This is a genomic window from Sulfitobacter sp. SK012, assembly GCF_003352085.1.
Classification (GTDB): domain Bacteria; phylum Pseudomonadota; class Alphaproteobacteria; order Rhodobacterales; family Rhodobacteraceae; genus Sulfitobacter.
Genome location: NZ_CP025804.1, coordinates 3,878,417 through 3,898,789, shown reverse-complemented (window position 1 = coordinate 3,898,789; position 20,373 = coordinate 3,878,417). Strand labels below are relative to the sequence as shown.

The following is a 20,373-nucleotide window of genomic DNA, read 5'->3' as shown; positions in this document are numbered from 1 at the left end:
GAGGATGACTATGATCTGATCGCACAAGGCTTCCAACAGCGAGGTAGCCTGAGGCGCTCACAGGAGATGATCAGAACTCTCGTAAATTTGCGGCAATTGCAGTTACCGAAAGCTTAGATTGAGATGCAAACTGGTGGTGCTAGGAAGGTCAGTCTGGCCACTCAAGTTCAAAATTTTGCACAACAACACTCAACAGATGCTCTTGATTACCTTCCATGGCTTTCGTCATGAAGTTACGAATATCCGCTTCGCTCGCGCCAGCCTCTCGCGCTGCTTTTTGACAGGTTCCTAAAATCTCAAAAGAGTTTGCGCTGCACGCGCTTAGATCAACGGTGGCCAAAGTTTTCATATTTCCGAGTTCCTTAGATGTTTTGTTTCATGCTGCTTTTTTAGCAGCCGATAGTTTCGCCAGAATTTACGAGGTCGCCTTCTGACGTGACGCATTGAGAGATGTGTTACTGGCTGGTAGCCAAAACCCGGTCGGAAAAGCCAATATCAAGGGGTTGCTGGATAACTACCTTCGTCATAAACAATCCAGCTGAAGACATTTGGAATGCCTTGGAAGTCTGAGCCAAAAGTCGGTTCTGGTTTTCAAAAATGAGAATTTATGGAGCTAGGAATGAGCAAGGAAGCCAAATTTCTAAGTATGGCGTTGCGCCACAAGCCAGAAGAAATTGGGCTGGCATTAGACAAGAATGCATGGGCTGATGTCGACGATCTACTTCTGAAAATGAAGAAGGCCGGGCGGAAACTGTCACGGCAACAACTTGAAGAGATTGTCGCAACAAACGACAAGCAACGGTTCACTCTGTCACCGGACGGGACCCGCATCCGGGCTGCCCAAGGCCATTCGTTTGAGGTGGATTTAGGTCTTGAGCCTTCGGAGCCGCCCGCAGCTCTTTTTCACGGAACAGCACGGTCCAATTTGGATAGCATCTTTGTCAGTGGGCTTGAGGCCAAAGGTCGATCCCAAGTGCACCTATCAACCGATGAGACAACGGCTAAGAAGGTCGGCGAACGGCATGGAAAGGCGGTCATTCTTTCCGTTGATGCAGAACGCATGCACAATGATGGTTTCCTGTTCTACCGTGCTGACAACGGTGTCTGGCTGACCGACAGGGTTCCCAGGGATTACTTGGGTTTTGGACTGGTTCAGTGAAAAAATAGAAGAGAGCCACTCCCACCATATCATCCGCAAGCGCCTGTGCCTAGCTGAGACGAGGGAAGCTGAGCTGTTGCGCTTTGTCCGGCCTCGTCAGTACAGCTATGGCAGAGCCCGACAGGTTTGAATTCGCGTTGATGTATGCAACATTGGATTAACTCAGACTAATGCAAGCAAGGGAGAACGCTTTTGTTGTTTCGACTAGTTTTAGCGATGATAGCCGCGGCCGGGACTGCCTCTGCTCAAAATACAGAAGTAGCGAAAGGGCAGGACTTATTTCTTTACTTTTGCGCCGAGTGTCACGGTAGCGATGCCGAGAGCATTGGACCAATAGCTGAAATGCTAGCCATCAATCCACCTGAGCTCACTTTGCTTGCCGAACGCAACGGCGGTAAATTTCCAACGGAGTATGTTGCCATGCAAATCGACGGCCGCATCAGCGTTGCCAGTCACGTAGATATGCCTGTTTTCGGTCCATATCTGGGTAGCGATCAGTCGGTAGCGATCAAACTGCCAAGCGGTCAGCCTATGTTGGTCACGCAGAACTTGGCCGATCTGATCGCCTATTTGCAGTTTGTTCAAACCGAGTAATAATGGATGGTTCATTGGGCTAAGCAAGGCGTAGCCTTGGCCGTAAATTGCTGCTGCTACAGCGACGCCGAGCTTCCACAGCTGAACATAGTGCCAGAGGTTCAAGTAACGAATGGCGACACTAGCGGGCTTTCGCAAAATCCTTTCAGAACAATGGTAACGAACAACTTAAGGGGAGCTAGCAATGACCAAAGGGTACTGGATCGCAAATAATCTTGTTCATGATAGCGCAGCATACAAAGCATACCAAAAAGCAAACGCTGGCCCGCTCAAAGAGTATGGCGGCAGGTTTCTGGTCCGTGCAGGGAGGCAGATGACCCCGGAAGGCGCAATGCATCCGCGCAGTGTCATCATAGAATTTCCAAGCTATGAGGACGCAGTCGCATGCTAAAAAAGTGTCTCGTATCAAGATGCTTTGGCGATCCGCCAACCAATTGCAGACACTAATTTGATCATCGTCGAAGGCTACGACCCGTGAAGCAGACAATTCGCAACTGGAAGCCAAAACACTAGAAAATGAGTCAAAATGCTAGACCTTGAGACTCTGGACACCTTCCTTTCCTCTGAAGAAAGCCCGGATGATTGCATGATGCTTTCTGACTTGGAATGAGCAGTTGGGCACCTAAGAAGGGCAAGACGCATCCCGCATCACAGGTATTCACGCGCCAAAGGGGTTTCCTGAACAAACCTGGACTAGAACTGCGCTTAGGTCGGGAAAACCTGATATTTTGCCCCCAGCCGGAGCAGACCTCAAGTAGAGCGAAATTCTGAGTTCTGATGGGCTGGACATCGGCGGCTGCTGGTTCGCCAGTGCCCCTATGCGCCCGATTTAGTGCTCAATGAACTCCACTTTTACACAAGAGAAAAAGCTTTGAGACGGAACCCTCTGAAACTATGCGCAGCTCAATTTTCGGTGGACTAGGACGGTTGCAACCAAGAGCAAGGCAATGAGCTCCAGCGCCATTGGTGCCGCTAATCCAAGGAGCAGGACCAAACCAGCGACGAATAGCAGCAACCAGCGGCCCGTACCGTTCGGGTGCACCCGGTCGCGGATCAGCCAAAGGGCAGCAAGATAAATTGCAATGGGAACAGCTATAGCCAAGATACCAACCTGTGTATCAATTTGCGCGGACTGGCCGAGAGTGTTCAGCATAACAAGCATGCCCGCGCCTGTTGCTGCTCCCGCGGCGAAGAGAGCAAAATGGCCATAGGCCCACAACAGGGCATGCCTCAACGCATCGCTTCTTAGATGCCCGTCAGCGGTGAAATACACCCCCCATAGTGAGAAGGCGATGATTGCCGACAGGGACGCCAGCCAAAGGTATTCTAAATTGGGTAAGGCCGCTTCGTCCTCAAGTTGGATCATTGCTGTGATCGCGATGAATGTCTCGCCCAAAACGATAATGTTTAGGAGACCATAACGTTCAATCATGTGGTGGCGATGCCAAGTGGTGGTACGTTGGCGCTCGGCAATTGCTGGAACGGCCAGTTCACCAGCCGCCCCGATTAGAAAAAGCGGGAGATAGGCCGCGGATGTTGGGGCCACAAGCACAACAATTCCGATCCAATAGAGCTGCATTGCGGCGATTCCACTGGCGTAGCGCAAAGCCGTCTTGCGATGTTTTGGATCCGCTCGGGCTGCGCCCAGCCAGAATGCGGCCATCCCGAGTCGCATGATGATGAACCCAAAAAGTGCAAGCCAAATCCTCTGATGCTCAAAAACCGCCCCGATACCGGCTGCCAACATCAACGCACCGAACATGATGACCATCGTGAGAATGCGAAAGGTGGCGGAATCGTCATCATAAGCCGAGGCGAACCACGTGTAGTTCATCCAGGCCAGTCCGATCATAAAAAAACTACATACGAAACTGATTATGCCCTGTGCGGCATGGGCCGCCTCAATAGCATGTGCAAGCCCGTGTGCGGCAGCCGCAATCGCAATGACTGCCGCCAAGTCGAACATCAGTTCCAGTGGAGTCGCTCCGCGATGGGTCTCGGTTGAATCACGCGGAGGAAAGTAAAAGAAGCTGCTGTTTTTTTTCATCTTGATCCGAGTTTGCTAAATTAATGTACCAAGTTAAAAAACCTATCTTCTATGTTGTGGTAGTTTGTTGTTTCTATCAAGCCCTCTGGGCGGATTGGCGGTGGTTTGGGTAACTGATACGCACTACGCGTAAGTTTTGGTTTCAGAGGCAGGGTTAATCTGGGTATTGGCCTGATTGAATGTCACTGGCACAGACCACTGGATTTGGGGATTCATTGGTGCGACCATCGAAGCCACCAGGTCCACTGGCTGCCGTACAAAAGTTGAACGTTTAACCCGTCAATATTGATACAGGTCACGAAGTGTTACGAGCGCTGTTCGGGCATAAAGATCACTTTTCAAACCGGGGCGAAAACCTACTGCCCAAAAAATTGTGACTGTTGGTCCCACTGGCTATAACCTTTCCATGGGTTCACGTGAGGATAAAACCACTACGACTTATTTTCTGAGCCTGTCGCGGGGAAATTCCGAGATTGGTTGAGAAGGCTCTGCTGAAGTTATTTGGGCTGGTGTATCCGAGCGTGGTTGCAACTTTTCTAACCGTGCTCCCTTTAAGGCTGAGCAATTCTTGCGCACGCTGCATGCGGACATCATTTACCAGCGTTCGAAAGGTAACCCCTTCTTCGTTTAGCTGCCTTTGAAGGGTTCGCACGCTTGTTCCAAGCGACATTGCAGTACGATCCAAGGAGATAATTTGCTCAGAGAGTTGTTGTAAAACAAGTGCCTGCGTAGATTGAACGAGCGTTGTGGGCGGCCCTGCGGCTCGCTCTCGTAAGATGTCTTGGCGCGACGTAATCGCTAGACTAAGATTGTCTGGATTTGAAACACCTAGAACATTGCGCGGAAAGTATATTCGGAGATCTTTGTGCCCGAAGGTAACTGGACAATGGAACGTTTCCTCGACTTGGAATTCTTTTACTGGCTTTGGAAAATCAAACTCTATGCGCAATGGAACCCATTTATCCCCGAGAAAATGTCGCGGGATACTTAAGATAGAGGCAATGGCGGTGTAAGCAACATCTGGATAACTTGGATGTCCTCTTAGTCCAAATACATAGGAATATATGACCTCACGTGTGCCAACTCTCATGCCCACCCGATCAGTATTTGAGTGAAGTTGCATCTCTTTTTGGGCCCGTAGAAGAGCAGTTCCCAGATCAGGGGCTCCTAAAACATAGCGGCCCCAAGCACCATAGTCCGCCACGGTTATAAAGGGTGCCCAAAGTAATCCAAGTCGGTCGTACCCTATGCTGCGAGATACTAAGCCGATAAAATTAGAAAGTGCGTGTTCCGAAATATATCCATCACGGGCATCAATAAACCTCTTCGGAAGGCCCACTGCATGCAACGCGCTTCTGGTTTTCTTTTCGCCTAGTTGTTCTACCGCAAACTGCGGCATAGCCCCAAGGGACATGGCTGAGATCATGGGCGGTCGGTGGCTCACTTCAATGCTCCAAGGTATATTTTTTCAGTTTGGCGTGAACTGATACACATTACAATGAAGTTATATGCGAAGCTTTTGGTAAGGTATTTTGTTTAAATACGGAGGCTAAAATGAATTCCACAAAACTCAAATTAATTCGCTCTGCATGTACTCTAAGCGCCCTTACAATTCTTGCCACTCCAGCATTTGCCCAAATGAGCGATGTCACGCGCTCAATGGTAGAGCGCCGCGCTTGTGAGGCGGCTATTTGGGGGCTACCTGCCATTAGCGCTTATGACATCGAACTTTCATTGCAGCGTGATGCGGGCGCAGAACCTGGTGTCATTGGGTATATGTCTGCGCCAATGGACTCGCGGCACGGATTTCTGACGGCCAACGATGTGACCCCATATGTAATTGGAGGCCTGACGACGAAGGATGGCCCCATAGTGATCGAAGTACCTCCTGCGGGCGACAAAGCTGCCTTCTTCGGCACTATTGTAAACGCTTGGCAAGTGCCCCTTGCCGATGTTGGCACAACGGGTACTGACAAAGGTGAGGGCGGAAAATATCTCATCCTGCCACCTGGCTATGACGGCGACGTTCCCGAGGGTTACATCACCTCTCAATCCAACACTTGGGGCGTGCATTTTGCTTTCCGCCCAGTCGCTAAAAACGGCGGCACCCACGCCGATCAGGCAGCCTATGCACAGAAATTGCAGTGGTATCCATTGGCCAATGCCAACAACCCATCCCCTACAGAATTCGTCGATTTAAAAGAAAACCCCGTCAATACTCTGCCCGTCTATGACATGAGTTATTTTGCCGATCTGAATGCAGTTGTTCAGCGTGAACCCGTGCTTGAGCAAGACAAAGCCATGATGGGGATGCTTGCTTCGCTTGGAATTGAGCGCGGCAAACCCTTCAATCCGGATGCGGAAATGCAGGAAGCGATGCTAGCTGGGTTGGACTGTGCCTATGATCAAATGCAGGCGCGATTTGTCACTGATGGTGGTGGTTTCAAATCAATTTGGGACGACCGGCAATGGGGCCCATTCGCAATTGACCCCGAACAAGCCAAGCTTGGGTTCCCCTTTGTCACCGAGACCGCGGTTCTGACTGATGAACGCGCAGGGCAGTATTTCTATCTGACTTATCTCCCCAAGAACCTTGGTGGCGGCACCTTCTATCTTGGGGCGGTTCGTGATGCAGACAATAACATGCTGAACGGCAAAGACACCTATAAGCTCAACGTTCCCGCCGACACACCAGCCGAAGATTTTTGGTCGGTGATTGTTTACAGCATGGAATCCAAAGGGTTTGTCCAAGGGGCCGAGAGTGTTGGGCGCGCGACACCAAATCTACCCGACATGAATACAAATGCTGATGGATCGGTTGACGTCTATTTTGCACCATCTGCACCAGAGGGTCAGGACGCAAACTGGATTCCGACAGGTGAAGATTTCTTCCTCCTGTTTCGCCTCTATGGCCCAGCAGAGGGCTGGCTCGAAAGTGGGTGGAAACTGGCCGACGTGGAAAAGGTTAATTAGAGGTTTAAGCGGGTCACTCAAATGGCTCGAAACTAAATGCGGGCGCGGCGAGGAACTTGCCAGTTTCACATGTCCAGAGCCGGAAGCCTGTCATGGAAACTCAACCGACGGAAAGCGAAATCTGGCTGTCTTTGGACGACTAAGCCGGGCGAATGAAGGAACCAGGCCTGCTGCCTCGTGGCTTTGGTTACTTCATTTACACAAAGACTTGGGGGTAACGGCAATGGAACCTGAACTTGGAACGAACCTGATTGAAAGGCTTAACGGGCCGTTCAGTCTTCGGCTGTTGTTGCAACCTACTATGGCACTGTTGTTTGCAATGCGAGATGGCCGCAAAGATGCAAAAGAGGGAGCACAACCTTACTTGCAGGCCCTCCTAAATCAGCAAACGGACAGCAGGCGCGAGACTGTTTCCTCGGCGTGGGCGTCACTTAGCAAAGTCATGACCATCGCGTTTATTCTGGATTGTGCGTTTCAGTATGCCACCACGGGATCTGTCGCCTTTCTTGAGGCAATCGCCATGGTACTTTTGCTGTGTGCCATTCCGTACACCCTGATCCGCGGTCCTGCCGCGCGTTTCTTCAGCAGCAGATAGAAACCGGCGCATCCTAATCAATCAACCACACGGAGAGAACACTATGAAGAGAAAATCAAGAATGCTTACGGCTGTCAGTGTGGCAGCAATCTGCGCCACCATGGCCGTAACCAGCGCATCAGCACAGGCGCTGAGCAGAGTTGGCGGCGATAACCGGGCTAAGGCCATTGGCGAAATGACCGACGCGCGCGTTATGGAAGTGTTGCGCAGCGAGGGCCGCGTTAAGATGAGCGGCCAGTTCTTTGCCACCGACAGCACCGATTTGAGCAGTGACGCGCCGGTGATCTTGTTCAAGATGGCAAAGGTAATGGAAACCTTGCCCGAAATGCGCCTGGCAATCGTTGGACATACCGACTCTGAGGGCGATTTTGCCTACAATGTCGAATTGGCTCAGCGGCGCGCCGAAGCGGTTCGCGATGCCCTGCTCGCAGAACCGAACAATGTAGCACCTGAACGCCTTGTGGCGATGGGAGCCGGATCAATCAGCCCTGTGGCCTCAAACCTATCCGATGAAGGCCGCGCGCTGAACCGACGCGTCGAGTTCGTCCTGCTCGATGAAGCTCTGATGGAGCAGAAACCGCAATCCGCCACGGCGCAACCGTTCGAGCAGAGCTCCGCCAAATATGCAGCAAATGTGCCGGAAAATGTCGTGACACCAGATGTCGTCGATACCGAGGTCCTCGGCCGTCTGGAGTTCTTTGATGGCATGCCTAAGCCGGAGACTGTCAACAAAGTCTATGACAACCTTGACCTGATACGCAGCACGACCGCTTTTCTTGACGGCATGAAAATCGCTTCATTGCGTGGGTTGCTCATGGGATATGGCGCAGAAGGTGTTGAGCCGAATGAAGTAGTCATCCATTCCGGCCTGATGGATGCACGTTCGATCTGGCTGACACCTAACACGACCACCATCTACGTTGCAGCACATCTTGATTTGTCACAGGGGCCAGTTGTCATGGACACCCCTGGCGGGTTGTTGGGTATCGTTAATGACGCGGCATTCGGGTATGTCGTAGATATCGGGGCTTTGGGTCCAGACAAGGGCGAAGGCGGGAAATACCTTTTCCTGCCACCCAATTACGAGGGTGAAGTACCTGAGGGATACTTTGCCATTAAATCCACTTCGTATGACCATTGGGTCGTTCTGCGTGCCAACCCGGATGCCGATGGCACAACGGAAGGTCCGGTTGCAAAGATCAAAGAACGGCTGAATCTCTATCCCTTGGTACAAGCAGCCAATCCACCCGATGAAACATTCCACGATTTCACGGGCCGTCAATACAACACCGTGCACGCCAACAATTTTCATTTCTTTGAAGAGATTAATGCCGCGGTACAAGCCAATCCAACAGGCGCTTTTTCCCCGGAGATCCTCGGCAACTTTGCGGCCATTGGTATTAGAAAAGGCCAACCGTTCGAGCCAGATGCGCGGATGAAAAAGATCATGACCGAAGCCGCAGCGGTGGGGAACGCAACAGCGCGTGCTTTGGCCTTCAGCCCGCGAGATCCTGGTGTGTTCTTCTATGAAGATCGTCAGTGGAATTCGCCGTTCCAGCGCCAAAGCTACGAATTCCTCGAAGACGGTGCCCGTATGCTGGATGACCAGACGTTCTTCTTCTACTATGCAACCGGGATTACACCGGCGATGACATCACCACCAGTGGGCGCTGGATCCATTTACGAAGTTGGTGCCAAGGATGTGAACGGCGAATATTTGGATGGTGGTAAGACCTACTCTGTGACCTTGCCCGGTCCAGTTCCCGCCAAGAACTTTTGGTCTTTTATGGTCTACAGCGGACAGACCCGCTCAATCCTGGAGACAGATCAGAAGTCCGGTGGCATTGATTCTAAAAGCCCCGATATCTTGGCCAACGACGATGGCAGCTTTACTGTTTGGTTTGCTCCTGAACCACCCGAGGGCAAGCAAGGCAACTGGGTGCAGACCGTTCCGGGGAAAAGCTTCCATGTGCTACTGCGCCTTTATGGACCGTTAGAGCCGTGGTTCGAGAAGACTTGGATGCCCGGCGATTTCATACCAGATGAATAGAACGAAACCAAAATAAAACATTCCCACAGACACATTGTCGGTGGGAATGAAGGCACTACGCTTAGCGCGGGAGAATTTATGATGAAAAAGACTATTTTGGGGAGTTTGATGGCCACACTGATGGCGGCGAACCCGATGGTTGCCTCAAGTGAAATCAGTAAAGAGACACTTGATTCCATCTCAACGCCGGATTCTGTCGAAACATCTATTGGAGTGCTCAAGTTTATTGATGGCGCGCCGTTGCCGGAAACCGCCGTGACCGTTTATGACTATCTAGATCGGATGCGTGGCGTGGATGCTTTCCTGAAAGGTATGCCCGCAGCTTCTGTTCACATGCTAATAGAAGGCGCTCATAGCCTTGGTGCGGAAGAGGCCCATCAGGTCATAATATTTGACAAACTGATGAACGCACAATCCCTGTTTCTAACGGGCAATAGCTCGACCATGTATGTCGTTCCCGACCTTGATCTTGAACGGGACGGACCCACGGTGATCGAGGCACCAGCAGGTGCTTTGGGCGCCTTTAATGATGCCTATTTCCGCTACGTTGGTGATATTGGTCCAGCCGGTCCCGATAAAGGCAAAGGAGGCAAATACCTTGTTCTTCCACCCGGGTTTGATGGCGAAATCCCTGATGGGTATTTTGTCGTTAAGTCGCCCTCTTATCAGGTCTGGGTGTTCATGCGGATGTCCATCACTGATGGTTTGGAAGCTGCGACCAAAAATGTGAAAGACAACCTCAAAGTCTACCCACTGAGCGAAGTGGACAATCCTCCTGCACTTGAACTTATCAGCGCGTCGGGGAAGGCTTTTAACACCGTGCACGCCAACAACTTTCATTTCTATGAAGAACTTGATGCCGTGATACAAAAAGAACCGCTTGAGTTGTTCAGCAAAGAAAGCCGCGGTCTGTTTGCGTCAATTGGTATCGAAAAAGGTAAAGCGTTCGATCCAGACGACAGGATGAAGGCCATCCTTACGGATGCGGTTGCCATCGGTAACGCCGCAGCTCGTTCAACTGTCTGGTATCCGCGTGAGGAAAAGACGCTGGGCGGAGTTCGTATTTATCCAGATCAAAACTGGGTTGTCGCATTTTACAAAAAGAACGTGTTCTTTGATGGTGATGATAGCCAAACAATGAACACAGATGCGCGGGTGACTTTCCACTACCCCTATACGGCGGTGACCCCAGCAATGGCCAATCCACAGCCAGGCTCTGGATCGGATTATGCGTCCGCCTTTATTGATGCCGACGACCAACCTTTTGACGGCTCGAAGACCTACAAGGTGACGTTGCCACCAAATGTGCCAATTAATAACTTCTGGTCCTTCACTCTGTATGACTCCCAGACGCGGTCTATGCTTCAAACTGATCAGGTATTGCCCGCGATTGATAGCATCCAGAACGACCCAAAAGAAAATTCCGATGGATCTGTCGATATCTACTTTGGCCCTGAGGCACCTGCTGGTCAGGAGCAAAACTGGGTTCAAAGTATCCCCGGAAAGAGTTTCTTTACCATCCTAAGGATGTACGGCCCTATGGAACCATGGTTTGAACAAACATGGCGTCCAAGCGACGTAATGCTTGTGGAATAACGAGCATTCGGTGGATCGGCGGATAAATCGCCCGCCGGACCATTAAGAAGTACTGTTGGATATAGATAACGCTCATTAACATCGAACCGAGAAACAAAATAAAATGGAGGAAATACAAATGATAGTTAAAACAAAATCTAAAAAGGCTCTGACCATTTTACCGCTGATAGCAGTATCAATTTTTCTGTCTGCGTGTTCCGACAATATCGACAACCGCCAAGATCGGCGCGACGACCGCCAAGACTGTCGCCAAGATGAGGGTATTGTTGGTGGAGACAAGCGAGACTGTAAACAAGAAGAGCGCGCCGCAGGCTAAATTGATATTTGCAGCCGGCCCAGTGTCGGCTGTGTACAACAACGATTTGAGACTGTTTAGATATGACACTGGTTAGAAACCATCACTAGTTGGATTTTTCCTTGAAAAAATTGAACAAAATATCTCAATATAAACTCACCATAACTTGCAAAAAGGACACTAGCACGTGGACAGTTTAATAAACTCCCTTAAGAAAATTGCGATGCCAGCAGGCCGCATCATGCTTTCGATTATGTTTATCCTTGCGGGGTTCGGTAAGATTACAGCCTATTCAGGAACCGCCGCATACATGGCCTCCCAAGGTGTACCAGGTGTCTTGTTGCCATTGGTCATCCTTGTGGAACTGGGTGGTGGCTTGATGCTGCTGGTTGGATATAAGACGCGTTTGGCGGCTTTCCTTCTTGGAGGCTTCAGCGTGTTGTCGGGTCTCATGTTCCACCTAGTTCCAAGCATGTCTATGGAAAGTATGCAGGCGCAAATGGAGATGACCAACTTCTTCAAGAATTTGGCGATTGGGGGCGGGATGGCATATGTTTTTGCCAATGGATCTGGTGGTATGTCCATCGACGCACAGGACTGAGGTTAAACACCAAGTGCCCCGCCAAAAATGGTGAAACACTAGGTTTAAACAGCGTATACTGTTTTGTACCTCTTGGAAAAATCTCGACATTACCCGGGAAGAATTTTTAACATAGGATTAGAAAATCCACGATCTGCATCTGTGCAGAGCGCAAAGGAAAATTGAAGATGGCGGCTTGTTTACTCTCCCAAAACGAGCCTCCGATTGGTAAATCGGTGGTTCTTGCAGGGGTTCGCGTAATGTTGTGTGGCGCTTTCTGATTTCATTGGGAAAAATCGAGACAAAGAGCCCATAGGTTTGCGTGGAAGTTGCGCATAAGTTTGCGTGATCTCGTGATGGATGTCACTGTGGCGTGCTTTGGCGGTAAACGGATCTATTTGTGGCGAGCCGTAGACGATGAGGGCGAAGTTCTTGAAGTCCTGGCCCAACCCCGCCGAAACAAGCGCGCAGCCCTTAAACTTATGCGGAAACTCCTGAAAAAGCAGGGATACATTCCGGATAAGATTGTTCCCGACAAGCTGGGTTCATATTCTGCGGCACTTCGGGAGCTTGGCCTGGAGCATCTTCATGTTACAGGTGGTTGACTGAACAATCGGGCAGAGGTTTCACATCAACCGACGCGCCGACGGGAACGCCGAATGGGCCGGTTCAAATCGCCAGGGTCAATGCAACGGTTTCTGTCTGCCCAAGATGCCATCTACAACCATTTCAATTTGCAACGTCATCTGACCTCCCGCTCAAATCTCCGTCACTTACGCGCCAAGGCGCTTGCTGAATGGTGTGAAATTGTTGCCGCTTAAATTCGGGCTGTTTCAATTTAGCTGACCTGAACGAGTTACTGTGACAAAGCCTTTTGGGAAGCTAGTCGTGTGCCAAGCATATCTCCCAAACCTACTTTCGACTGGTGCGGATCTCCACTAACGAAACTCTTTTGCAGAGCCGCCGTGTCAATCGCGGCGTAAGATTGGTTACCCACGCCCCTTGAATTACTGCGTGATAGCTTTGATTTATCGCAACAGAAGAGGGTGCAGGCTTTCAAATAAAATGCGACTGAGCCATTTTCATCCAATGCCTGCAAACTGGTTTAATAGCGTCAGTCCTGCCAATTCACGTCATGGTGAGTTCCATCACAGAATGGTTTGTTCTTTGATTGACCACAGCGACAAAGGATAAACTCTTTTTCGCTTGCCCCGAGACCGTTGAATTCGGCTGCAAGTTCAACATTCTTGACCACGTATGGCCCGTTTTTGCTAATTGAAACCGAGACATCATCGCTGTCCACGTGATGCTCCACCTCATCCCCGACAGCAATACGCAATGCACCTGACGGGCAGGCTGCGACAACTGATTTTATGCCTTCTAGAGATCCATTTTCAGGTTTTATCCATGGTTTTTTGGAGGGATCGAACACGGATAATTGTAGCCGTTGGCATTCGGCAATGTGTCCGCACAAAACCGGCGTATAGGATACTGTAACTTGTTGGCCTTCGACGTTGCCACTGTATGAGATCGGAGTGTTGCGTATTTCTGCGTCTCCATTGCCTGACTTAAACCCCGCTGCGACATGTGACCCATCACAAAACGGCTTGTTCTTTGATTGCCCACAACGGCAAAGCCCATACGCGGGCTTGTCAGGTTCAATAGCGCCAACGTTCGTTCGTAGATTCGGAATACCCTGAACAATAAGTGGTCCATCTTCTTTGGGTGTAATTTTAGCCATTGGCTACTCCTTGATTAAAATTGTGATCGATTAAGTTTGTTAAAGGACGTCGCGTGTCTCGGGAAACTTTCCGAACTGCGATTTTACAAACGGACAAAGCGGCACGATTTTCACGCCATCCTTTCGCGCGTCTTCAACCATCCTCAAAAAAAGCGCCTTCCCAACACCTTGTCCTTTCAGGTCTTCTGGTACATCGGTGTGATCGGCAATTATCATATGCTCGCTTGCGATAGAAAACGTTAGCTCGCTTTCACCGCTCGCACCTTCAATAAGTGTAAAATATCGGCCTTTAGTCACCGATTTTTCTAAATCAATTTTCATTTCGCGTCCTTTGGCACAGGGGCCAATCAGACCGCTGTTTTGGTATAGTTGATCCGACCTACACTCCAATTGGCCAGGTCGTCATAGCCTCTTGAACTTCGCTCATACTGTTAATGATGGGACTGTTGCATTAACCGCCATACTTGGTCAATCTTCATACTTTGGGGTGTTAGATGCAGATCCGAAACCCATTCAAACGCCATTGTTTTCCACAAGAAGTCATCCCTTTAGCAGCGCGCTGGTATTGCTGCTTTCCACTTTCATACCCAAAAGATCGTTGATCTTCTTTCAGAGCGCGGTGTCGCAGTGACCGTTCAAAAATCTGGGCCCGAAATTGCGCGGCGCGCGGAGAGATACCTACGTCGTTCCAGCTTAGATTGGCATGTGGACAAAACCTGCCTTCGGGTGAGTGGGAAATGACGTTATCCTTGGCGCGCTGTCGACGTCAACCACCAGTTGGATGATTTTCGTCTAACAGCGCGGCGGGATGCCAAAGCAGCTAAAGCCTTTTTGTTCAAGACGATTGAACGCGTCAGATTGCACCGTCCAGTTTTGATCATCACCAACAAAGTGCCGACCTATTACAAAGTAATTTGCGAGATAAATCACTGCTATGATCCGTATTTTGATGGCATTAGGCACATCGACAAAAAGTGGCGAAACAACCGGATCGAAAGTGACCACGCGGCGTTAAAGCGGTTACTTGGACATCGGCAACGTTTCCGGTCATTGCCAACAGCAAAAGCCACACTGAAAGGTATTGAGACAACCGGAACAATCAAAAATCAGCACATCCACAATCCTCATCCTGGTGTTCAGGGAGAGGTAGGCTTTGTGAAAAACTTGTTCAGAACCGCAGCATAATCGTAAGCTGCATGACTATCCAAACTGTATACGGAAATTCCCTAGATTTATCGCAAGATGTGGCTCCACTGTTTTTGCTTTCAGGGGGAAGCAAAAATAAAATTTGGAGAATGGTAAGGGAGGGTGATATCGTGGTAAGATAGTCGCGGGATATCGAATGTTGGGCGCGCTTCTGAAAGTTACTCGGAAAGACATTAGTGTGGCTATTCTATCTAGTATGGCCGGCTATGAGATTGAAATCCATAGAATTACTACGGAGTCAAGACTGCTTGAAAGGGCTAATATGAAAAGCACTTCGACCGAGAAAAACTACGGCAACACATGGGAAACTGAGGTAAGTGACAGCGGAGAGTTCGTGCGTCATCAAACCGAGTTTCGCGCGAGGATCAGTTCGTATGGTTCAGCAGAATTTCCTTCGGAAAGTGAGCGCTACCATCTTTATGTTTCTTATGCGTGCCCTTGGGCGCATCGAACCCTAATCGCGCGCAAATTGAAAGGTCTAGAGAAAGTCATCAGCTACGATGTTGTTCACCCGTTTTTGCCCCGCTCAGGTTGGTCTTTTGATTCATCCTCACAGGGTGCGACCGGCGACCGCGTCAACGGATTCGAGAATCTGAAACAAGCTTATTTGACGGCTTCTCCCCAATTCGACGGTGCGGTAACGGTTCCGGTGCTGTGGGACAAGAAAACGAAGAAGATCGTTAATAATGAATCATCCGAAATCCTCAGATTGTTGAATTTCGAGTTCCAGCAGTATGCTACAAACCCCGATCTTGATTTGTATCCTCAAAACAAGCGAGCCGAAATTGATGAGCTGAATGACTGGATTTACAGGCACATCAATAACGGTGTTTATCGCTGCGGATTTGCCACATCGCAGACGGCCTATAGCAAGGCTTTCGAAAAGCTTTTTGCGGCACTGGATCGCGTTGAAAGTATACTGGGTGGTTCCAGATACCTGACCGGACCAGATTTGACCGAAGCGGATATTCGCTTATTCACAACACTTGTGCGGTTCGACGCAGTTTACGTCACGCATTTCAAGTGCAACCGGAACCGTATTGTGGATTTTCCAAATATCAGCGGTTTTACGCGAGACCTTTACCAGACACCGGGTGTGGCAGAGACCGTCAATATGACTCACATTAAGCACCATTATTATGAATCGCACCTCCATATCAATCCGTTTGGCATCGTTCCTGACGGGCCCGAGTTGGACTTTGAAATCCCACACGGGCGGAGTTAGTGATGTTGAATTAAATTCCTACCGGGTCGATACCAATTCCCAGTTCAAGAGTTTAGTTAAGCTGGTACTGCCGCAAAGTATTTGCCGGTTGAAAAATGACATCAATAGCTCAACGCCATTCAGAAATTTACCGAGTGTGAGCAGATCATCAAGAGCTATAGCCGAAAGTTGGTGACGGGTTGATTGGGTGGCATATCATTGCGGTGTTTAGCGACGTCGCACTTTACCAATAAAAGGATATTTTTTGGAACACGAAATATTGTATAGCCAAAGCAATTCCCTTGACCGAACTATTTATATCCTCACCATACACAAAAAAGCGTTCCACTTTGGAGCGCTTGGTTAGGAGAAACATCCGTGGCTATTGTCCTGGGAATTTATTTTGGCGTTCTGTTTTTGGTTTTTATAAAATTTAAGTTGTTGCCCTGGAACGGTTTTTGGAAATCCGTTTCCGGGATCTTAGGTTCAGGACCCATTAAATGCCTTGCTGCTGATTTGTCGTCATGATTCACAGACCCCAATGATTTGGGGGTACGATGAGCAATCTTTATTGGCTAACCGAAGAGCAGATGTTGCGGTTACGCCCGTATTTTCCGAGGAGCCGAGGCAAGCCACGTGTCGACGATAGACGTGTTTTGAGCGGTATTATTTTCATCAATCGCAACGGCTTGCGCTGGTGTGATGCACCTGCCGCGTATGGCCCTCCCAAGACGTTTTACAATCGTTGGAAGCGCTGGAGCGATATGGGCGTTTTCGCTCGGATCATGACTGGATTGGCGGTTAAAGCACCCGACAATAAAATGATATCGATTGATGCGACCTACCTCAAAGCGCACCGCACGGCCTCAAGCCTGGGGCTTAAAAAGGGGGGCGTGGGCGGCTATGCGCATAGTCCCGCAAGGGGAAAGACTGCGCGAGGGGAAGCTTGGTATGAACTCGGTTTTGACGTTCAGACTGGCCTGATAGTCTCCGAGAATGGGGAAAGCAGAAAACGCTGATCCAAAGGTCAACTCACAACACATTTTTTCAAGGGACTTGGAATGGCTCTGACGGCAAAAACTTTTCGAAGCGATATTTTGACACCGAATTTAGATGAGCTTGACCAAGGCTATGACCTAATTCATCGAGCATTCAATGCGGTTGCGGCAGTCGACGCGTACGCTGCCCATATCTTTTATGCAGCTGAAAAAATGGACATTAACGTATCAGCCGAGCTGTCACTTGATCAGAAGGCCTCAAGGGATGATACCGCATTTCGGCAGGCGCTTTCGGATAACTGTAGCGAATTTTGTATTTTGCGCGACTTGGCAAAAGCCAACAAGCATGCACGATTGACCCGCCATAGACCTCAAGTGGCAAATTCTGGACAGGCCAACGTTAAATCAAAAGGTTATGGACAAGACGGGTATGGCGAAGGACGTTATGGCGGACCACCACAAATATTTGTTGAGGTTAATTGTGGCCAATAACACTACGTTGAAACCTTGATAAGAAAATCTGTAAAGATGCTGGATCGTGTTGCTAAAGATCTCGGGGTCGATATCGGTCAAGACTAATCACGTCGACGCAGCGGTTTCGGATGAAAAACCGTTTAGTCCGGCACTGTCGCCATTTGTCATTTTGGCAGTGAACGTGCGCTGTGAGCGAAGAACCGGTCAAAACTCATACGTTTTTGGCAAAGGCGAAAACGACGGGTGAGTTCTGTAATTGGGGTTCTGTCTACAAGCGGTCTTTCCTACAATGCGCAGCCCATGGCGGGTCTCAGCCCAAAGAACGCTAGGTTGCTGAGATCCAGATCCGCACCGCGATCCCAAACGGCTTCACAGCTCTTGGCATACCCCGTACGGTGGCCTTACGCACCAAGCTGACTATGGCCGTTCACTCGCCGGAAATCATCGCCAGCTATCACGATGCGATCCCGCTGAAGTGCGGCAAACCACGCGCTCGCTTGTCTTCCAGCGGCGTGAAACCAAGCGTCTGTTGTCTGATCCCCAAAGCTGCCGATGATAACCCTCAGCCAAAATGGCTTTCGTATTCCGTCCAGAGGCAGTATCTCGCACAGTGTGTTACAACCACTCCCCCTCCGTCCCGAACCGAACCACAGGGAAACGATCCCGTCATTTCTATCTCGGATCGCGGCGCTGAACGGAATATGCGCTGCTGACTTCGCATTGGACATGGGATTTTCGCTTAAGAAGATAGTCAATCTCGAAGATGCTGCTTTGCACAGGCTTGCCGCAAGTGGCGGACTAAGTGACCTTCAACTCGAAGAACTCATTTCCTGGACGGGAAGGGGTGTCGGCGATTTTCGGACGATCTTTCGAGGTGAGGTGTTTGTCTCTCGTGCACTCAGGAACCCAATCATACGAGGCTGTCCTGTTTGTTTGCGTAAAGATGCCGAAGCTGATCATCTCCGACCGCTCGCTCAAATGACGATGCGTGGGGATTGGCAAGTGCGAGAAATCGATCTTTGCGTCGAACATTGCCATCCTCTGGTGCCGCTGTGGAAGCACACACCCCAGTCCGTTAGATATGATCTTTCATCTCGCTTCGCCGAGATCCTGAAAGACGTCCTGGAAGGTAGTTTAGAGCAGCCATGCATGACGCCTTCGCCTTACGACACTTGGCTCGACACCCGTCTTCAAACGGGAGCTGACGATACATGGCTCGCTGATCACACACTTTATGCTGCAACGACATTTTGTACGCTTCTGGGTACAGAACTACTGCGATTGGAGGATGTGTCTCATTTGGATCCAAGTGCGCGGCTTCAGCGGGCCCGGACCTTGGGCTTTTGTGTAGCAAGCCATGGAGAGGCAGCAATCCGGAATGCACTGAACGAGCTTGCCGCCCTTTCTGATGGCTCCAACGCCAAACCGCAAAAGGCTTTTGGTCATTTATTCATCGATTTCAGTCAGGCACATCTGGACAAAGAAGACTTCACCCCATTTCGGAAAATTCTGCGGGATGGCATCGTCGGCATCTGGCCGGTTGCTGCCGGAGAAACTGTTCTTGGGATTGCCCAGCCTGTAAGGCAACTGCACTCAATTCTGACTGCATCGGAAGAGACAGGGATCGGGCCTGTGTTACTTGAACAATGCCTAATTGATGCTGGCGCGATTGCTGCTGACGATGACAGGCCCATTTCTCGAAAAACCTTCGACGCAGCAACCTTTGCTGACCTGCTGGCGGAAATTCCGACGCTGGTTGGTCCTATCGGAATGCAGCGAGCGATGGGCGCAAAGAAGGGGCAATTTGCTTCATTGGCCATTGATGGCGTGTTGGTGCCTCGGATCAACATCCCTACGATCAATTCTCCTTGGCGGAAGTCGGACGGCATTGCCTTAGTCGCTGAACTTCAAGCGATGGCTGTTCGAATAGAGCCCTCAGACAAACGGTGGGAAGGAATACAGGAGGCCAAAAACCGCTCTGACTTAAGCGTCGGGAAAATAATTGCCGGACTACGTGCTGGTAATCTAAAACTGGCTCGCCGTACGGATCTTGAGGGGTACGCAGCGTTGTGTGTCCTGAAGGAAGAGATCGACCGGATGAAGTCTCAAGAACAAGAGGCCGCTGGCGGTCCTTTGATTACTGCTGCCACCTTTGGCCGATCAGTTGGTGTACGCACCCAAGGATGGTTCGAAAGTCTTGCGGCTGTGCTGCATGCCTTTGGTGAGGCGGCGCTCTATGGGTAGGACAGGACCGAACAAGGGCAAAGGCGGTTCAGATCAGTATACGCCCCTGCCTTACCCCCTACTTAAATCCAAAGCATGGCGGTCCCTTAGCGGGGCCGCTGTCAAAGTGTTTTTCGAGCTGCACAGCCGCACCTACCTTGCCCAGATGGACGCGCTCAAGAAATACCGCGCCAAGGCACAACAGACTGTCCGGGTGGAACGGGTATCGGTTCACGAAGGCGGACAGGCGATTGTGGGCGATGTGAACCACGGGGGGAGGGTTGAGCATGAAAAGTGACGGCAACCCCATGGACCCAGCTCAAAGGCTCAGAAACGCACCCAGGTGCAGCGCTACAGCCAAGTCGACAGGACAGCGCTGCCAATGCCCCTCTAAGCAAGGGTGGACCGTCTGCCGCTTGCACGGCGCAGGTGGTGGGCATCCATCTGGGCCAAGTCATCCCTCGTGGAAGCACGGTTTGCGCTCTAGAGAATGGACGGAGATGCGCAAGCAAATCAATGAGCTTGTGCGGGGGGCGCTTCAGTCCAATCATACTGAATAAGCCGCGTATCGGCTTGAACTCAGTTGGAAGACTAACGGAAAGCCTCCGATGGCCGCTCTGCCATTCTACGATATTCAA

18 protein-coding genes and 4 pseudogenes are annotated in these 20,373 nt (G+C 50.3%); 17 read left to right on the top strand and 5 right to left on the bottom strand.

Features of this window, described 5'->3' with window-relative positions; genetic code table 11:
• Positions 1 to 148: 148 nt before the first annotated feature.
• The gene (locus C1J03_RS19045) at positions 149 to 349 is read right to left on the bottom strand and encodes a hypothetical protein (protein WP_114887065.1); all 201 of its coding nucleotides are present in this window, start codon (positions 347 to 349) and stop codon (positions 149 to 151) included.
• 270 nt (positions 350 to 619) lie between these two features.
• Between C1J03_RS19045 and C1J03_RS19040 the strand changes: the two genes are divergently transcribed.
• From C1J03_RS19040 to C1J03_RS19030, 3 genes are all read left to right on the top strand, one after another.
• The gene (locus C1J03_RS19040; RefSeq protein ID WP_114888021.1) at positions 620 to 1,159 is read left to right on the top strand and encodes an RNA 2'-phosphotransferase; all 540 of its coding nucleotides are present in this window, start codon (positions 620 to 622) and stop codon (positions 1,157 to 1,159) included.
• A gap of 195 nt (positions 1,160 to 1,354) precedes the next feature.
• A complete protein-coding gene (locus C1J03_RS19035) occupies positions 1,355 to 1,753 on the top strand; it encodes a c-type cytochrome (protein ID WP_254694100.1) in 399 nt (132 codons plus the stop codon).
• Between the two features lie 184 nt (positions 1,754 to 1,937).
• Positions 1,938 to 2,144, top strand: a complete 207-nt coding sequence (locus tag C1J03_RS19030; protein WP_368073910.1) for a DUF1330 domain-containing protein — start codon at positions 1,938 to 1,940, stop codon at positions 2,142 to 2,144.
• A 501-nt stretch (positions 2,145 to 2,645) separates the two neighbouring features.
• Here C1J03_RS19030 and C1J03_RS19025 read toward each other — a convergent pair.
• Positions 2,646 to 3,800 carry a low temperature requirement protein A gene (locus tag C1J03_RS19025; protein ID WP_114888019.1) on the bottom strand — a complete coding sequence of 385 codons (1,155 nt, stop codon included), beginning with the start codon at positions 3,798 to 3,800 and terminating at the stop codon, positions 2,646 to 2,648.
• A gap of 412 nt (positions 3,801 to 4,212) precedes the next feature.
• Positions 4,213 to 5,226, bottom strand: coding sequence for an AraC family transcriptional regulator (locus C1J03_RS19020; protein ID WP_114888018.1), 1,014 nt, complete (start codon positions 5,224 to 5,226; stop codon positions 4,213 to 4,215).
• A gap of 128 nt (positions 5,227 to 5,354) precedes the next feature.
• Here C1J03_RS19020 and C1J03_RS19015 point away from each other — a divergent pair, with 128 nt between their 5' ends.
• From C1J03_RS19015 to C1J03_RS18985, 7 genes and pseudogenes are all read left to right on the top strand, one after another.
• Positions 5,355 to 6,773: a DUF1254 domain-containing protein gene (locus C1J03_RS19015; RefSeq protein WP_114888017.1), complete on the top strand. Its 1,419-nt coding sequence runs from the start codon at positions 5,355 to 5,357 to the stop codon at positions 6,771 to 6,773.
• Between the two features lie 223 nt (positions 6,774 to 6,996).
• A complete protein-coding gene (locus C1J03_RS19010; protein ID WP_114888016.1) occupies positions 6,997 to 7,368 on the top strand; it encodes a hypothetical protein in 372 nt (123 codons plus the stop codon).
• Positions 7,369 to 7,411: 43 nt separating this feature from the next.
• Complete coding sequence (locus tag C1J03_RS19005; protein WP_114888015.1) at positions 7,412 to 9,418, top strand: DUF1214 domain-containing protein; 2,007 nt, start codon at positions 7,412 to 7,414, stop codon at positions 9,416 to 9,418.
• Positions 9,419 to 9,496: 78 nt separating this feature from the next.
• Positions 9,497 to 11,014, top strand: a complete 1,518-nt coding sequence (locus tag C1J03_RS19000; RefSeq protein WP_216825868.1) for a DUF1254 domain-containing protein — start codon at positions 9,497 to 9,499, stop codon at positions 11,012 to 11,014.
• A gap of 118 nt (positions 11,015 to 11,132) precedes the next feature.
• Positions 11,133 to 11,330, top strand: a complete 198-nt coding sequence (locus C1J03_RS18995; RefSeq protein WP_114888014.1) for a hypothetical protein — start codon at positions 11,133 to 11,135, stop codon at positions 11,328 to 11,330.
• Positions 11,331 to 11,496: 166 nt separating this feature from the next.
• On the top strand, positions 11,497 to 11,910 hold the full coding sequence (locus C1J03_RS18990; protein ID WP_254694099.1) for a DoxX family protein: 414 nt from the start codon (positions 11,497 to 11,499) through the stop codon (positions 11,908 to 11,910).
• 335 nt (positions 11,911 to 12,245) lie between these two features.
• Positions 12,246 to 12,710, top strand: a pseudogene (locus tag C1J03_RS18985) (DDE-type integrase/transposase/recombinase).
• A 293-nt stretch (positions 12,711 to 13,003) separates the two neighbouring features.
• On the opposite strand, the gene C1J03_RS18980 reads toward C1J03_RS18985, so the two are convergent.
• Positions 13,004 to 13,630, bottom strand: a complete 627-nt coding sequence (locus C1J03_RS18980) for a CDGSH iron-sulfur domain-containing protein (RefSeq protein WP_114888012.1) — start codon at positions 13,628 to 13,630, stop codon at positions 13,004 to 13,006.
• A 39-nt stretch (positions 13,631 to 13,669) separates the two neighbouring features.
• Positions 13,670 to 13,951 (bottom strand): GNAT family N-acetyltransferase, encoded by a 282-nt coding sequence (locus tag C1J03_RS18975; protein ID WP_114888011.1) that lies wholly within the window; start codon positions 13,949 to 13,951, stop codon positions 13,670 to 13,672.
• A gap of 173 nt (positions 13,952 to 14,124) precedes the next feature.
• On the opposite strand from C1J03_RS18975, the pseudogene C1J03_RS26210 reads away from it, so the two are divergent.
• The 7 genes and pseudogenes from C1J03_RS26210 to C1J03_RS25620 all read left to right on the top strand — a co-directional run bounded on the left by C1J03_RS26210 (position 14,125) and on the right by C1J03_RS25620 (position 20,033).
• Positions 14,125 to 14,815 (top strand): annotated as a pseudogene (locus tag C1J03_RS26210) (IS6 family transposase).
• Between the two features lie 283 nt (positions 14,816 to 15,098).
• Positions 15,099 to 16,061, top strand: a complete 963-nt coding sequence (locus tag C1J03_RS18965) for a glutathione S-transferase family protein (RefSeq protein ID WP_114888010.1) — start codon at positions 15,099 to 15,101, stop codon at positions 16,059 to 16,061.
• A 536-nt stretch (positions 16,062 to 16,597) separates the two neighbouring features.
• Positions 16,598 to 16,939, top strand: a pseudogene (locus tag C1J03_RS18960) (transposase); the annotation flags it as partial.
• Positions 16,940 to 17,101: 162 nt separating this feature from the next.
• On the top strand, positions 17,102 to 17,530 hold the full coding sequence (locus C1J03_RS18955) for a hypothetical protein (protein WP_114888009.1): 429 nt from the start codon (positions 17,102 to 17,104) through the stop codon (positions 17,528 to 17,530).
• 534 nt (positions 17,531 to 18,064) lie between these two features.
• Positions 18,065 to 18,493 (top strand): annotated as a pseudogene (locus tag C1J03_RS26130) (TniQ family protein); the annotation flags it as partial.
• 168 nt (positions 18,494 to 18,661) lie between these two features.
• Complete coding sequence (locus tag C1J03_RS18945) at positions 18,662 to 19,756, top strand: hypothetical protein (RefSeq protein WP_254694097.1); 1,095 nt, start codon at positions 18,662 to 18,664, stop codon at positions 19,754 to 19,756.
• Entirely contained in the window at positions 19,749 to 20,033 is a 285-nt protein-coding gene (locus tag C1J03_RS25620) for a hypothetical protein (protein WP_216825867.1), read from the top strand. The genes C1J03_RS18945 and C1J03_RS25620 overlap by 8 nt, the downstream gene beginning before the upstream one ends.
• The last annotated feature ends 340 nt before the right edge of the window (positions 20,034 to 20,373 follow it).

Coding starts and splice junctions, on each gene's coding strand:
- C1J03_RS19045 (WP_114887065.1), bottom strand. CDS start 349: ATGAAAACTTTGGCCACCGTTGATCTAAGCGCGTGCAGCGCAAACTCT.
- C1J03_RS19040 (WP_114888021.1), top strand. CDS start 620: ATGAGCAAGGAAGCCAAATTTCTAAGTATGGCGTTGCGCCACAAGCCA.
- C1J03_RS19030 (WP_368073910.1), top strand. CDS start 1,938: ATGACCAAAGGGTACTGGATCGCAAATAATCTTGTTCATGATAGCGCA.
- C1J03_RS19025 (WP_114888019.1), bottom strand. CDS start 3,800: ATGAAAAAAAACAGCAGCTTCTTTTACTTTCCTCCGCGTGATTCAACC.
- C1J03_RS19020 (WP_114888018.1), bottom strand. CDS start 5,226: ATGATCTCAGCCATGTCCCTTGGGGCTATGCCGCAGTTTGCGGTAGAA.
- C1J03_RS19015 (WP_114888017.1), top strand. CDS start 5,355: ATGAATTCCACAAAACTCAAATTAATTCGCTCTGCATGTACTCTAAGC.
- C1J03_RS19010 (WP_114888016.1), top strand. CDS start 6,997: ATGGAACCTGAACTTGGAACGAACCTGATTGAAAGGCTTAACGGGCCG.
- C1J03_RS19005 (WP_114888015.1), top strand. CDS start 7,412: ATGAAGAGAAAATCAAGAATGCTTACGGCTGTCAGTGTGGCAGCAATC.
- C1J03_RS19000 (WP_216825868.1), top strand. CDS start 9,497: ATGATGAAAAAGACTATTTTGGGGAGTTTGATGGCCACACTGATGGCG.
- C1J03_RS18995 (WP_114888014.1), top strand. CDS start 11,133: ATGATAGTTAAAACAAAATCTAAAAAGGCTCTGACCATTTTACCGCTG.
- C1J03_RS18980 (WP_114888012.1), bottom strand. CDS start 13,630: ATGGCTAAAATTACACCCAAAGAAGATGGACCACTTATTGTTCAGGGT.
- C1J03_RS18975 (WP_114888011.1), bottom strand. CDS start 13,951: ATGAAAATTGATTTAGAAAAATCGGTGACTAAAGGCCGATATTTTACA.
- C1J03_RS18965 (WP_114888010.1), top strand. CDS start 15,099: ATGAAAAGCACTTCGACCGAGAAAAACTACGGCAACACATGGGAAACT.
- C1J03_RS18955 (WP_114888009.1), top strand. CDS start 17,102: ATGGCTCTGACGGCAAAAACTTTTCGAAGCGATATTTTGACACCGAAT.
- C1J03_RS18945 (WP_254694097.1), top strand. CDS start 18,662: ATGACGCCTTCGCCTTACGACACTTGGCTCGACACCCGTCTTCAAACG.
- C1J03_RS25620 (WP_216825867.1), top strand. CDS start 19,749: ATGGGTAGGACAGGACCGAACAAGGGCAAAGGCGGTTCAGATCAGTAT.